The 15,141-nt window shown below is 33.6% G+C and carries 14 protein-coding genes; 4 read left to right on the plus strand and 10 right to left on the minus strand.

What is annotated here, in order from left to right; translation table 11 throughout:
• Positions 1–3: 3 nt before the first annotated feature.
• Genes C1X07_RS16080 through C1X07_RS16090 form a run of 3 tightly spaced genes read right to left on the minus strand, consistent with a single transcriptional unit; the run spans position 4 to position 2,598 of the window.
• Entirely contained in the window at positions 4–1,083 is a 1,080-nt protein-coding gene (locus tag C1X07_RS16080) for a mannose-1-phosphate guanylyltransferase (RefSeq protein ID WP_103071052.1), read from the minus strand.
• Positions 1,084–1,085: 2 nt separating this feature from the next.
• Entirely contained in the window at positions 1,086–1,682 is a 597-nt protein-coding gene (locus C1X07_RS16085; protein ID WP_103071053.1) for a SprT-like domain-containing protein, read from the minus strand.
• Between the two features lie 55 nt (positions 1,683–1,737).
• Entirely contained in the window at positions 1,738–2,598 is an 861-nt protein-coding gene (locus tag C1X07_RS16090; protein ID WP_103071054.1) for a DUF4349 domain-containing protein, read from the minus strand.
• Between the two features lie 254 nt (positions 2,599–2,852).
• Between C1X07_RS16090 and C1X07_RS16095 the strand changes: the two genes are divergently transcribed.
• On the plus strand, positions 2,853–3,638 hold the full coding sequence (locus tag C1X07_RS16095; protein WP_103071055.1) for a hypothetical protein: 786 nt from the start codon (positions 2,853–2,855) through the stop codon (positions 3,636–3,638).
• A complete protein-coding gene (locus C1X07_RS16100) occupies positions 3,635–4,102 on the plus strand; it encodes a hypothetical protein (protein ID WP_128755303.1) in 468 nt (155 codons plus the stop codon). The genes C1X07_RS16095 and C1X07_RS16100 overlap by 4 nt, the downstream gene beginning before the upstream one ends.
• 3 nt (positions 4,103–4,105) lie before the next feature.
• Here C1X07_RS16100 and C1X07_RS16105 read toward each other — a convergent pair whose 3' ends face one another.
• From C1X07_RS16105 to porV, 6 genes are all read right to left on the minus strand, one after another.
• Positions 4,106–4,786, minus strand: coding sequence for an SDR family NAD(P)-dependent oxidoreductase (locus C1X07_RS16105; RefSeq protein ID WP_103071057.1), 681 nt, complete (start codon positions 4,784–4,786; stop codon positions 4,106–4,108).
• A gap of 50 nt (positions 4,787–4,836) precedes the next feature.
• Positions 4,837–5,775, minus strand: a complete 939-nt coding sequence (locus tag C1X07_RS16110) for a M20/M25/M40 family metallo-hydrolase (RefSeq protein WP_103071058.1) — start codon at positions 5,773–5,775, stop codon at positions 4,837–4,839.
• Between the two features lie 79 nt (positions 5,776–5,854).
• Positions 5,855–7,465: a pyruvate dehydrogenase complex dihydrolipoamide acetyltransferase gene (locus C1X07_RS16115; RefSeq protein ID WP_103071059.1), complete on the minus strand. Its 1,611-nt coding sequence runs from the start codon at positions 7,463–7,465 to the stop codon at positions 5,855–5,857.
• A gap of 3 nt (positions 7,466–7,468) precedes the next feature.
• On the minus strand, positions 7,469–8,470 hold the full coding sequence (gene pdhA / locus C1X07_RS16120) for a pyruvate dehydrogenase (acetyl-transferring) E1 component subunit alpha (protein WP_103071060.1): 1,002 nt from the start codon (positions 8,468–8,470) through the stop codon (positions 7,469–7,471).
• 150 nt (positions 8,471–8,620) lie between these two features.
• Complete coding sequence (locus C1X07_RS16125) at positions 8,621–9,103, minus strand: cytidine deaminase (RefSeq protein WP_103071061.1); 483 nt, start codon at positions 9,101–9,103, stop codon at positions 8,621–8,623.
• 181 nt (positions 9,104–9,284) lie between these two features.
• Complete coding sequence (gene porV, locus C1X07_RS16130; protein WP_103071062.1) at positions 9,285–10,454, minus strand: type IX secretion system outer membrane channel protein PorV; 1,170 nt, start codon at positions 10,452–10,454, stop codon at positions 9,285–9,287.
• 521 nt (positions 10,455–10,975) lie between these two features.
• Between porV and gldJ the strand changes: the two genes are divergently transcribed.
• Together gldJ and C1X07_RS16140 are read left to right on the plus strand one after the other, a co-directional pair.
• On the plus strand, positions 10,976–12,652 hold the full coding sequence (gene gldJ, locus C1X07_RS16135; protein ID WP_103071063.1) for a gliding motility lipoprotein GldJ: 1,677 nt from the start codon (positions 10,976–10,978) through the stop codon (positions 12,650–12,652).
• A gap of 83 nt (positions 12,653–12,735) precedes the next feature.
• Positions 12,736–14,016, plus strand: a complete 1,281-nt coding sequence (locus C1X07_RS16140; protein ID WP_103071064.1) for a UDP-N-acetylmuramoyl-tripeptide--D-alanyl-D-alanine ligase — start codon at positions 12,736–12,738, stop codon at positions 14,014–14,016.
• On the opposite strand, the gene C1X07_RS16145 is transcribed toward C1X07_RS16140, so the two are convergent.
• The gene (locus C1X07_RS16145) at positions 14,013–15,101 is read right to left on the minus strand and encodes a DUF2652 domain-containing protein (RefSeq protein ID WP_103071065.1); all 1,089 of its coding nucleotides are present in this window, start codon (positions 15,099–15,101) and stop codon (positions 14,013–14,015) included. The genes C1X07_RS16140 and C1X07_RS16145 overlap by 4 nt on opposite strands.
• Positions 15,102–15,141 lie beyond the last annotated feature (40 nt).

Genomic DNA, 15,141 nt, shown 5'->3' on the forward strand with positions numbered 1-15,141 from the left:
TTTTTATCCGTATTGTTCGCCGTATGTATCTTTTACTTTTTTCAGTACTTCTTTAATATCCTGTTCTTTCTTTTTTGGATAGATTAAAAGCACTTCTTCTTTATCTATAACAATATAGTCTTGCAATCCATCAACTACTACAATTTTATCATTAGAAGTTCTTATCATATTACCAGAAGCATCTTCTGATAGCACTCTAGCATTAACAACTGCGTTACCCGAATCTGTTTTATCCAATTTATCATATAAAGATCCCCATGTTCCTAAATCATTCCAGTCAAAAGTAGCAGGAAGCACATATACATTATCTGCTTTTTCTAAAATAGCATAATCAATAGATATATTTTCTGCCAACGGATAATTTATTTGAATAAAATCGTTCTCCTGCTCAGTATTATAGACAAGAGACCCTTTTTCAAACAAGGCAGTCATTTCTTTTTGAAATTTTACAAAAGCGCTAACAATACTTTTTACACTCCATATAAAAATCCCAGCATTCCAAAGATAATTACCTTCTGAGATAAATTGTTTTGCAGTTTGGTAATTTGGTTTTTCTGTGAACTGAGTTACTTTTTTTCTGGTGGCTTCATCTTCTTTATCATATTGAATATATCCATACCCTGTATTCGGAAACGTGGGTTGAATCCCGAGAGTCATTAAAATATCACTCTTTGAGCATGCTGTAAAGCTTTGTTCCAGATCTGAGATAAATGCATTTTCATCTTCGATCCAATGATCACTGGGCGCTACTACCATTACTGCATCTGGATTATCTTTTTGAATTTTTAGAGCTGCATACAAAATACAAGGTGCAGTATTTCGCATTGCCGGCTCTGTTACCACCTGGCGCTGTTCTGCTTCAGGTAACTGCTGTAACACCAAATTATTATATCGTTCGTTAGTAAGGATAAATATATTTTCCTTTGGTACAATTTTAGCTAGGCGCGAGAACGTACGTTGAATCAAAGTTTCTCCTGTTCCTAACATGTCATGAAACTGCTTTGGAAATTCTGTGGTGCTCACAGGCCAAAATCTTGACCCGACTCCACCAGCCATCAATATTGCATAATAATTTTTGTTCATAATTAATTTAATAGTTCAACTTCTGCATTGGGGTTAAAAAGATAAATTCTACCTGTATCAAGCTCTACGCATTCATAACGTTTGACTTTTTTATTACCTTTCTTAAAGACTTTTCCATTGTATAATCGGAATACACTTCCGAGGGGTAACTCAAAGATATAATTTTTATCGTTAGCAGGATCATATTGTTTTAATGCTAATGCTAATTTTTCATCTGTATCACTACTGGCTCTGGGATTTTTAAAATGATGTGCTATAACTGGTAATAATACTGATGGGAAAACTTCTGGATTGATATAAGGTAGCATTAATTTTTGAAAAACTTTTTTCCATTCTATACCATGTGGTTTTATATAACGTCCGTATTTCTCAAAAGCAATAAGGTGCGCAATCTCATGTATTAATGTAATAAGAAAACGATATTTATTAAGAGAAGCATTTACAGTGATTTGATGTCTTCCATCGGGCATTTTACGATAATCCCCATGTCGTGTAACTCTTTCATTTACAATTTTGAGATGCACATTACACTTAATAATCAGATCGAATGCAGGCTCCAAAGCACGTTCAGGAATGTATCTACCCAGTATTTCCTTCATTGGCGCAAAATACAAAATTAAGTGCATCGATGCGATGCACTTAACTCAATTTTTTTTACTTCCGTATCCATTTAAAATACACGAAAATAGCTACCCCTAAAATTAGTAAAGGCCAAATATAAAACAACAACAATGTTAAATTTTCTATAACCGACCAACCAAAAGACAAACCTTCCTCTGCTTTATCCAAAAACCCTGGTTTATATCCTACTGGTTCTTCTTTCGGAATTATTGTTTGATACATATCTACTTGGATTGTACTATAGGACACTCTATTACTCAAGTACTTCAGCCTTCCTTGAGCAGATTCTATTTCTTCCTGAAGTTGACTCAATTTCTCCTCTGCTTTTAAAATATCTTCAACTGTTTTTGCTTTTGTTCTTAGAATGGTTTCATAACGCTCTTTTACCTCAAACTTTGTTTTTAAACGTGAGCTAATATCCATATACTCTTCGGTGACATCTATTGTAGATATATTTTTATGATCCACAAATTCTGCAAAACTGCAAATACTATCCAAAACAGTATCAAACAGGTCTTGTGGAACCCTAATGGTAAACCTATTTTCTTTTGTATAGTTTGTATTTGTAAATCTTTCATCAGAAATATAGCCTTTGTACTTCGAAGCTATTTTTTTTGCTAATGATGTTGCTTCTTCAACATTCTTCACCTTTAATCGACAATTACCATTTTTAATAATCTTGACCTGGTTATCAAAACTTTTTTTCTTTTCGTTGTTTAACTTTAAATCACCTTCTGTTTCAAATGAATTCAAAAGTGCTGTTTCTCCTGTTTCTTCGAGTGCTATGTTTTCTGATTTATAATTATGAGGTTGTCCTTTGGAGCAAGAAAAACCTATTAATATCATACTACTCAATACTATTCTTTTTATACCACTAATTTTGTTCGTTTTCATTTTTATATTTTTTATCTTGTTAAACTGAAAACAAACTTAAAAGCTAATCTTATCTACCCATTGTAGAACCCTTGTAAAGCAATTGTAAAACATTTTACAAAACACAAACTCTTAATTACCAAAATATTACAACTATAACTTCTGAAGAAAAAATAGCGTTTGATCTCCTTAAAAAAGCAGTAACACAACAGTTTTTAAAGAAAAACACAGCATCTAGCCATGATATTTCTGAATGGAAAGGGCAAGATATTATTTTGTTTAAGGAAGATTTACAAGAACAGGTCAAAGCTTCAATCAGTGAAAAGTCCTTCTATAGTTATTTTAAAAATTCCTCAGAAAAACTTCCTAGAGTTGACATTCTAAATTTACTTTCGCAATATTGTGGATTTGTAAATTGGAATGATTTTAAAAGTAATCATACTAACCCCCTAAATCACACCAAAGCTATTGATATCTCAAAATGGTTCTGGATCACTCTTTTGGCGTTTGGTTTATTTACTGGTATTTATTTTCTTATTCCTAATCAAAACACATTTAGCTTTTGTTTTATTGATCAGGATAGAAATCAACCTATTACCCAGACACCAATAGATATTATTATTCTTAATGATAACGAATCTCCTTTCTATTTAAAAAGTGACAGTACTGGTTGTTTTACTTGGAAAACGAAAGATGATTATATCCGTTTTGTAGTGCAATCTCCATATCACAAAACAGATACCATATACAGGATTGCATCATCAAGCCAACAAGAAAATCTTCAAATTCAAACAGATGATTATGCTTTAATGCTTCATTATTATGCTAATGGAAAAGTAAAAGATTGGAAAAACAGAAGAAAAGAGTTGTCCAAAATAATTGCTAACGACGCGACTATTTTCCAAGTGCTTCCCCACCGATTGGGTATAGAGATATACACTAAGGATGAATTTATAAATAGATTAACCACTCCAACGCAAAGTTTAAAAAACATCGAGATTATAGAATCCCGAAAGCTACACACACAGATAGTAAAACTAAAATTCAGGATAAAGTCATGAAAAAGTTTACCTATATTATAATATCACTACTTTCTTTTGGATGCGCTAATAATGCTAGTTCCGAATCCAAAACAATGGATATAGAGGCGTCTGAATCTTATATAGAAGCAGAAGAAGCATCAGAGATATCCGAGAATGATGCTTACATCCTATTGATCACGCAAAAACTCGAAGAATATTTGGATCGAGAAACATTAGCCATAACTAATCCTAATTTTAATGTTAAAATCGATAGCAGCAAACTTCTCTCTACAGAAAAAGGAACCAAACTTAAGAAAGTAAGCTTTATATCTTCTTTTGAAGCTATCTCAGATTCTGTAAAAAAAGTTACAACAAAAGTTGTACTCGATCATAAAACTGACACCATACTGACATTTATCAAAACTTCAAAAATAGAAATCGATGGCGAGCAATTAATATCTACAAAGATTTCTTTCGACACTATCCCAAAGAACAATGACTAGTACCTAAGGGGTACTACTAGAGACCTGAAGTGCTTTTCCATTATAGAGTTTATTACCCGTTAAAGAAAACTCTCTAATATAACTTGCCATTTCTATCGCTGTTAGTGGTGCTTGATACCCAGGAAAAGCTTCTTCCAACATTTCGGTTTGCACAGCTCCTAGCGCCAAAACATTAAAGGCTATTCCACTTTCTTTATATTCTTCTGCCAATAACTCACTCAACGTTATAACTGCCCCTTTACTAGAACTATAAGCTGCTAGCCCAGGGAATTTCATGCTTCCTTGTATTCCTCCCATACTACTTATGGTTACCACATGACTACCCGGTTTCATAAAAGGTAGAACCAAACGTGTAATTTCGGCTACACCAAAAACATTTACTTTATAGACATCTTCAAAATCCTGAGTAGAAATCTCTGCAAAAGGCTTATTTAGTAACATCCCTGCATTATTAACCAAGATATCAACTTGTTCCCAAGAAGATGAAATATAATCTATCATCTTTTTATGACTCTCGACATTACAGATATCAAAAGAAAAAGTGTCAATATTTTTGTGCTGGAGATCAGCAATAGGCTTTTCATTTCTGGATAATGCTAAAATCTGATGCCCTTCATCAGCCAATAGTTTTGCAAGTTCATATCCTATCCCTCTACTTGCTCCTGTGATAATAATATTTTTCATTCCTACTACAAAGTTTACTTTACAAACCTGTCAGATCTACCAAATCTTTATTAGTTTAATTTAATTTCTTTTTGAGGTGTATTTGCCATTTTAGTAATTACCGGAATGCAACTATTAATAAGATCCGCCATAAATTCGAAGTTCATTTCTGATACTTCATCATCTACATGATGATAATAGTTATAGTTAGTAAAATCAAAGGTAGAAATGGTTTGACAAGGCACATTAAATTGTTTATAAAATGGATAGTTATCACTTCTCATAAACAATTGAAACTCTTTGGCTTTTGCTAAATACCCAATCAACTCGGATCCTGCATACTCATTGATTTTTTCAGCCATATTAGATTTATCAAAACCAGTGATATAAGCTTTGTATGATTTATCATTTAGAGGTACACCTATCATCTCAAAATTAACCATTGCATATAGATCCACTTTCTTTTCTTTCAAAACTTTTGCAAGATGCTCTGACCCAAGCAACCCTCTTTCTTCTGCTCCAAATAACACAAAAAGAATGCTACGTTTATTATTTTTTAATTGAGCAAATTGTTTTGCCAAAGAAATTACTGCACTACTTCCTGCCGCATTATCATTAGCTCCATTGGCAATTACATCCCCATTTACCTCTTTCCCACTACCTATATGATCAAAATGTGCTCCTAGCACAATAACTTCTTTAGCCAATTCTTTGTCAGTACCTTTAAGAAAACCTACCACATTATATGTTTCTATACCTTTTACATCAAAAACATCTCTGTATGTTTCAAAATAAGGAGCTACTTTATATTTCTTAAACTCTTCTTCAATAAAATGAGCCGCTTTTTCCAAGCCTTCACTTCCAGTATCTCGTCCACCGAGATCATCACTAGCCAGAAAATTCATAATATCGGCAATATCAGAAGCACTAGTTTGTAATTGTGCAGTTGTCGATTGTTTACAATTGACAAATAAAACTGTAATTAGAATAATAAAAATGTTCTTTCGCATGAAAATATGTTTTGGATAAAGATAAAAAATCCCGCTTCATTAGAAGCAGGATTAGATATGAATTATGTAAGTAGTTGAACTACGCCAGCATAGTTACTGGGTTTTCAAGATACTGTTGTAATGTTTGCAAGAACTGTGCTCCTGTTGCTCCATCTACCGTTCGATGATCACAGGCTAAAGTTACTTTCATTGTATTACCTACAACAATTTGCCCATTTTTAACCACTGGTTTCTCAACTATTGCCCCAACAGATAATATTGACGAATTTGGTTGATTGATTATTGAAGTAAATTCCTGAATACCAAACATACCGAGATTAGATACTGTAAATGTACTACCACTCATTTCTTGCGGTGTTAGCTTTTTATCTCTTGCTCTTATTGCCAAATCACGAACTTTAGTATCAATTTCCATGATATTCATATGATCTGTAAATGGTAATACCGGTACCACTAATCCATCTGGAACTGCTACTGCAACTCCTATACTAATATGTTTATTATATACAGTTACATCATCTTTCCAACTTGTATTTACTTGCGGATGTCTTCTTAATGCCATTGCACAAGCTTTAACAATCATATCGTTAAAAGACACCTTGGTATCTGGCAATTCATTAATGATTTTACGTGAAGCAATTGCGTTATCCATATCTACTTCTATTGTTAGATAGTAGTGTGGTGCAGTAAACTTAGAGTTTGACAAGCTTCTTGCAATAGCTTTACGCATTTGCGAATTTTTCACTTCTTCAAAACCTTCTTCTCCCGCAGGGGTAAATGTTTGTATTGCTGGAGTCGAGGTTACTTCTTTAGACGGTTTTGGAGCGCTCGAAACGGAAGGTGTATAGGATTCTACATCTTTCTTCACTATACGTCCATTTTCGCCTGTTCCTTTTACGAGAGAAAGATCTATACCTTTATCTGCCGCAATTTTCTTTGCTAAGGGAGAAACAAAAATTCGACCTCCAGATGTTGCTTCTACATTAGAAGCAGTACTTTTCACTTCCGTATTCCCTCCTTTTTCCGAAGATATTTCTTTTACAGTAGAGGAAGTATTACTTACTGTAACACCATCTTTAAGATGAGATATATCTGTTCCGGCAGGTCCAATAATTGCCAATAAAGCGTCAACCGGAGCTGTTTGCCCTTCTTCTATACCAATATGCAATAAAACCCCGTTATAGAAAGATTCAAATTCCATAGTAGCCTTATCAGTCTCTATTTCGGCCAGAATATCTCCTTCTTCAACAGTATCTCCTATCTTTTTCAACCAAGTTGCAACAGTTCCTTCTTCCATTGTATCACTAAGACGTGGCATAGTGATCACTTCTACTCCTTCTGGAATAGTTGAGGATGCTGCAGAAACAGGACTCGACTCTTCCACTTTTTCTTCTTTCTGCGCTTCTGTTTTTGGTGTTGCGTCTCCATTCAACAATCCAGAGATATCTTCTCCTTCTTCCCCTATAATGGCAAGAAGCTGGTCAACGGGAGCCGTTTCTCCTTCTTCAATCCCAACATGTAACAAAGTTCCTTCATAGAAAGACTCAAATTCCATTGTTGCTTTGTCCGTTTCTATTTCAGCCAAGATATCACCTTCACTAATTTTATCTCCTTTTTTCACAAGCCACTTCGCAACAACTCCTTCTTCCATTGTGTCGCTCAATCGCGGCATATTAATTACTGTAGCCATAATTTATTGTGGTTTGTGTGATAAAAATGGATAATCGTCCTGCTCGTATACAACGTCGTACATTACATTCTTTTCTGGGAATGGTGATTCTTCTGCGAATTTTTGGCATTCTGCAACCCGATCTTTCACTCTTTTATCTATTGTAGCAATTTCATCATCTGTAGCATATTTTTTTTCTTTAATAATATCCAGCACCTGAGTTATTGGATCTATCTTTTGATATTCTGCCACTTCTTCCTTAGTACGGTATTTCTGAGCATCACTCATAGAATGTCCTCTATATCTATATGTTTTTAGTTCCAAAAATGTTGGTCCACCACCTGTTCTTGCTCTAGTAATTGCTTCATCCATAGCTTCTGCTACTTTTATCGGATTCATAGCGTCTACTGGTCCAGAAGGCATTTCATAACCTTGTCCTAATTTCCAAATATCTGTATGATTTGCCGTTCTTTCGACTGAAGTTCCCATAGCATATCCATTGTTTTCTACACAAAATACTACTGGTAGTTTCCACAACATCGCTAAATTGAAAGTTTCATGTAATGAACCCTGTCTGGCAGCTCCATCACCAAAAAAAGTAAGTGTTACTGCATCTCTTTTGTGATATTTATCCGCAAATGCTAAACCTGCTCCCAAAGGTATCTGTCCTCCGACAATACCATGTCCTCCATAAAACCTATGCTCTTTTGAGAAAATATGCATCGACCCTCCTAATCCTTGAGAAGTACCTGTAGCTTTACCATACAGCTCTGCCATAACTCGTTTTGGGTCTACCCCCATACCAATAGGCTGAACATGATTACGATATGCTGTAATCATCTTATCTTTGGTAAGGTCCATTGCATGTAAAGCTCCTGCCAAAATTGCTTCCTGACCATTATACAAGTGTAAAAAACCTCTTACTTTCTGTTGAATATAAACTTGGGCTAGCTTATCTTCAAATTTTCTCCAGAAAAGCATTTCTTCGTACCAATTTAGGTAAACATCTTTGGTTATCTTTTTCATTTATAATTGTACTGATATATGACTAAAAAACTAGCTTCAAAACTAGTAATCACTTAATGTCTTCTCTTACTTTCTCAAGAAAACGAAAAACAAAAATAACATATTCGGAATTAAGGAAAAAGGAGTTTGCCCATAAAATCAACGAAAACGTTATAAATATGAATTATCAAAAACGAGTGGCATAATATTAGCCAATGATGATGATTTTACAACTTTTCCTGTTTCTCCCATAAAATAAATGACAATTGGGCTGTTTTGTTTTTGTTCATACTCAGCAATTGCCTGCCTACAGGCTCCACAAGGGGGTGTTGGAGTAATTAGATTATACTTTAAAGATTTTGCCGAAAGCGCCATGGTAGTAATTGCAATTTCAGGAAAATTAGCGCCTGCAAAATATATTGCTGTACGTTCTGCACATAATCCTGATGGATAACATGCATTCTCCTGATTATTTCCCAAAACTACTTCGCCATTTTCCAGTAAAAGTGCAGCTCCTACTAAAAACTTAGAATAGGGAGCATATGCTTTATCTCTAATCTTAGTAGACTCTCGCATTAATTGTTGAATATCTTTTGGCAATTCATCAAATGAATCGTAAACCTGAAGAACAGATTTTATTTCTATTTCTTTCATAAGGGGTTATTTAATACAATGAATGATAAATTCTTCAATACATATCTGTTTAATTTTTTGCAACTAACAACAAAAGATTTTGAAGTAATTCTAAAAAACAACAGCCTCACAATTTACTACAAACAAAAAAAGTATCAAACCCAAAGGCTTGATACTTTTATATATTATTACGATAATATTCTTAATCGTTGTACTCGTCTCCAAAATTAAATGAAAGACCAAAACGAAGCGTTCCTTCTAATGGGCTCTTAACCGCAGAAGTAGAAAATAAATAAGAAATATCAAGATTTACAATATTATATCTAAATCCAGTTCCTAGAGACAAGAATTTACGTGCTCCTTTTTCTTCAGATTCGTTAAAATATCCTGCTCTGAAAGCAAACACATCACGATACATGTATTCTGCCCCAAGCGACCATGTAATTTCTTTCAATTCCTCACTAAATCCATCTGGAGCATCTCCCCAAGAAGAAAAAATTGATCCAAACGCGCTTTTATCATTATACTCATCATTTGCAATTTGCTGCTCCTCTGCAGTTATCACGCCGTCTCCATCTGTATCTGGATCCAAAGGTGTAGGAACTAATAATTTACTAAACTCTATAGACGGTGTGATTCGATTATCTTCATTAAAAATAAAATCAAACGCCCCACCTAATCTAAAGTTCGTAGGTATAAAATTCTCTTGCCCTGCATCATCATACTTTATCTTAGGTCCGATATTAGAAATTGTTGCTCCAGCTCTCCATCTACCATTAAATGAATTAAAAGCAATCTCATCACTTCTATAAAAACCTGCTATATCAACCCCAAAGCTTCCTGCTGCACTAGCATCTGCTCCTAAACCTTGCAACCTAAGATCAGAACGTAAATATCTACCTGCTACAGCCATAGAAAATCTATCATCTAGCTTTAGCGCATAAGAAATATCCAACGTTAATTCATTTGGTTTCTGAACATTAGGCTCATCATTTGGTCCTTGTCTGAATTCTATATCTCCAAGACTAAAATATCTAAAACTAGCTGCCACAGCACTACGTTCATTAATACGGTTATAATAATTCACATTTCCCAAAAATATGTCATTAACCAGATTACTTAAATATGGAGTATAATTAACCCCTACTCCTTGTTTATTTTTTACGTATACGTATTTAGCTGGATTCCATTGTTGAGAAAATGCATCTGCGGAAGTTGCAACCCCTTGATCCCCCAGACCTGCTGCTCGTGCATCTGCAGCTATTAATAAAAACGGTGTTGCCGTTGTAATTGCCCTGTTTTGTTCCTGCGCCTGTATCTTAAAAGTTAAAAATGTAATACACACTAGGCTAAGGGTTAATATTCTTTTCATATCCTTTAAAAATTGAGTTTGACAAATATATAGTTATTTAGTTAGTAAGAATGATTGTGCTCTTATTTTTTTTCAAGCTGATTGTTTATAAACGCTAATTTTGTAGATATCTTATATCTCTTTTTGTTTTCCAGTTTTAAAATCAGATAAAACATCTCAATATATGCTAATATTTCCTGTTTGACAAAGGGGTGTTGTCTTTTAATTTCTTGAATTAAGAATTAGAGATTTCTAAATTAAGAAACGTGAAGATAATATTAAATATGACTTTTTGCTTAACATTATCTTATGAAATAAGATTTTTACCAAAAATTAATGCTCAAATATAATTTAATTGGAATGCTATATTTGTTGTTTTTATTAGAAAATGAATAATAAATAAAGAAATATTGCGTTAAACCAAAGCCATTATAAATTCATAAAAAAATGTGAATTGATAATATTTTGAAAAAATTAGGGTAAATTTAACGTTTATTATTTATATTGCAAGCCCTAATTTCTACTTTAACGAACTTAAGATTATGAGAAACGCGTTTATTTTTAAGTCGCTAATGGTACTTTCCGTTAGTGTTTTACTATTTAGTTGTTCTAAGAACGACTATGGGAGTAATTCTAGAGCCACAGGATGGAAATATAATTCCAAAGATGGCGGATTTCAGGTTAACACAAATTACAAAGAACAAGAAACCGGACCTGGTTTAGTTTTCATTGAAGGTGGTACTTTTACAATGGGTAGAGTACAAGATGATGTAATGCATGACTGGAACAACACTCCTACCCAACAACATGTTCAGTCTTTTTATATGGATGAGACTGAGGTTACCAATGTAATGTACCTAGAATATCTTGATTGGATAAAAGGAGTATATCCTCCTACCGAGCCAAAATATAGAAATATTTATTACGGTGCGCTTCCTGATACGTTAGTATGGAGAAATAGACTTGGATTTAATGAGATGATGACTAACAATTACCTGCGTCATCCTGCATATGCAAACTACCCTGTAGTGGGAGTAAATTGGATTCAGGCAATAGAATTTAGTAACTGGAGAACTAATCGCGTTAATGAAAGAATTCTTGAGGAAGAAGATGTTATCAAAAAAAATGCACCTTTCGAAGATGTTTCGGCAGAAAGTACGTTTGATACCGATACTTACCTAAACGCTCCTTCGCAAACTTATGGTGGTAACGATGAAGCAATTAGAGGAGGAAGAGCCTCAGAAAGATATGAAAAAACAAATGACTCTACAGGTCTTTATATACAACGTAAAGATGGATTGCTTTTACCAAAATACCGACTTCCTACAGAAGCTGAATGGGAATACGCTGCTTTAGGTCTTGTAGAAATTAGAAGCTATAACATATATAGAGGTAGAAAAAAATACCCTTGGAATGGAAAATATACCCGATCTGGGCAAAGAAGAACCAGAGGGGATCAATTAGCTAATTTTAAACAAGGAGATGGTGATTACGGAGGTATTGCAGGTTGGAGTGATGATGGTGCAGATATTACTGCTCCTGTAAAATCGTACAATCCAAATGATTATGGGTTATACGACATGGCCGGTAATGTAGCCGAATGGGTAGCTGACATCTATAGACCTATAGTTGATGATGAGTATAACGATTTTAACTACTACAGAGGAAATGTCTATACTAAAAATGCTATTAATCCAGATGGAACTGTAAAAATAGTAATGACTGATTCTATTGTCTATGATACTTTAAGTAATGGTAAGATCATTGCACGAGTACTACCTGGAGGTATACTACAAGTACCTGTTGATGAAGACGACACGTACATGAGAACTAATTTCACCGATAGTGACAATAGAAACTATAGAGATGGAGACAAAAGTTCTTCTAGGTACTTTGAAGCATATCAAGATCAAAATACTCCAAATAGAAGAATGTATAATGCTCCAATCCATTATGTAGGTCCTGATGCTGAAGACAGCACAAAAATGGATAAAAGATATGATGAATCTAGTAAAAGAACAACTATCGTAGATGATAAAGTACGTGTATACAAAGGTGGTTCCTGGAAAGATAGAGCATATTGGTTAGATCCTGCGCAAAGAAGATTTATGCCACAATATATGGCTACTGATTATATTGGTTTCAGAAACGCAATGTCTAGGGTTGGTACTAAAGCAAGAAAGAAAAAAACACCAAGACACCAGAAACCAAAAGAATAATATTAGAATACTATTAATGTTCGTTATAAACATAAGAGCCCTGTACACAATTTCTGTCAGGGCTTTTTACTATTTCATGATTAATGACTATTTCCCAAATACATCAACTATTTTTAGAAAGTACTGGTGTCTGCACAGATACTAGAAAAATTAAACCGAATACCATTTTCTTTGCCTTGAAAGGAGATAACTTCAATGGAAATTTGTACGCAAAAAAAGCCATAGAACTTGGAGCTTCTTATGCCATAATTGATGAAATTGATTTTAAAGAATCTGAAAAATATATTGTTGTAGACAATGTTCTAAAAACATTACAAAATTTAGCTTCTTATCATCGTAAATATCTCGGCACTCCAATTATAGCACTTACTGGAAGTAATGGAAAAACAACTACTAAAGAATTAATCAATAGCGTGCTTTCTTCTGGTTATAATACTACTGCCACGGTCGGTAACTTAAATAATCATATTGGAGTTCCTCTTACACTTTTATCGATGACTAAAGATACCGAAATAGGGATTGTAGAAATGGGAGCAAATCATATAGGTGAAATAGATTTTTTATGCTCTATTGCTACCCCTGATTACGGGTATATTACAAACATTGGGAAAGCTCACTTAGAAGGTTTTGGAAGTATTGAAGGAGTATTTCAAGGAAAAACAGAGCTATATAAGCATTTAAGAAAATATAATAAATTGGTCTTTCTCAATCTGGATGAAAAACAACTAGCCGATGCATCAATTGGGATAAACTCCTATAGTTTTTCACAATCTAATATCAATGGTAATACTATTGTTGAATTAACAGATGTTAATCCAAATGTTACCATCACTTTTAATGAATTAGCAATACATAGTAATCTAATTGGTAAGTATAACTATACAAATATAGCAGCCGCTATAACTATTGGGGATTATTTCAAAATCAAACCTGATCAGATTAAACGTGCTATCGAATCTTACACTTCTACAAATAATCGCTCTCAGATTATTAAAATAAAACAGCATACCGTTATTCTGGATGCTTATAATGCCAACCCAACAAGTATGAATGCAGCTATCAATAATTTTGTTCAGCTGAACTACGACTCTAAAATTGTTTTTCTGGGAGATATGTTTGAGTTAGGTGATGAATCGCAATTAGAACATCAAAAAGTAGTTGATTTAATTAGCACTGCAAAGATTGATAAAATATACTTACTTGGAGATATTTTTTTTAACACCAAATGTGAGGATTCTAGGATTAATAAATTTAAATCATTTGATGATCTTGCAGCAAATTGGAAGATAGAGAATAAAAACGGAGGTATTCTTATCAAAGGATCACGAGGAATGCAACTTGAAAGAATAATTGATCTTCTCTAATTTTTTGCTATATCATTGTTTTTTATAAATGCTTCTAGATTTCCTATTGATGTTTTTATAGATTTCTTTATTGCTTTTTTTATAAATAGCCATAACAAAATTTTACTGAATAATGATTTTGCCTTTAGATAGGTTTCAACAGTTAGAGTACAACTGTTTTCTGATCTAGGTTTTATAATAAAAAATTGATACATTTTTTCAATAGGGGCATCCGTAGTTAACTCTCCGTAGACAATTTCATTTGATTCTGCTTCCTTAGTAACTGTAGTAAAATTTAAGCGTTTCCCATCAATAACACATACATGTTCTGTTCCTAGGCGGGTGACTTCATCTGGATTATACTCGAATTTATCTACTCCTTTTACCCAATAATGTCTGTAACCATAATTGGTTATATATTCTAATAAGTGTAATGCAGATATTTCAAACTCTGTTGTAAAAGCAATATCCGGTGGACACTTAAAATCAACCACTTCTGGAGTCTCAAATGGATTGAGCTTCAATTTATCTTTATCAATTTCAGAAAACAAATATCCTATCTCTTTACCATCATAAGTATTCTTACTTTTTTTAAAATGGTATAGTTTGCTTTCATAACTTGATGATAGTCCAATAACTGTAGAAATATCACTACTCAAGAGTGCATAATTATCACTTGCGATAGAATTCTTTAGTAGTCTATGTGCTTCGATAACCGCTTGACCAAAAGGTTTGCGTTTTTCTTGTACGGTGATGAACTGTAACTCTCCACAATGTGCCACAACCTTTAGTTGTAAATTTGGAGCAGTAGCACATGCATTACATGGACATATTCGATTTTTCTCAAGCAGTTTGAGATGACTATAAAATGCTGTAAACATTGTTTCTATCTGCGCCAGTAATTTTTCTTGAGAAGGGACTTCTTTTTCTTTATAAAAAAAGAGAGCATCTCCCTCTACCTCAGCAAGTTTCAAATTTTGCGTATTCGCATTAACAAGCACCTCTAATACTTCAGAAATTACATGCTGACTATGCTCAATCTCTGTATTTTGAACAAAATGTGTAAAACCAGAAATATCTGGAATAAAAAGTAATGAATTTACCATAAAATAATATCAAAAAATTTGAGATTTTTTATCCAATTCT

The organism is Aquimarina sediminis (assembly GCF_002895435.1).
GTDB classification, from domain to species: domain Bacteria; phylum Bacteroidota; class Bacteroidia; order Flavobacteriales; family Flavobacteriaceae; genus Aquimarina; species Aquimarina sediminis.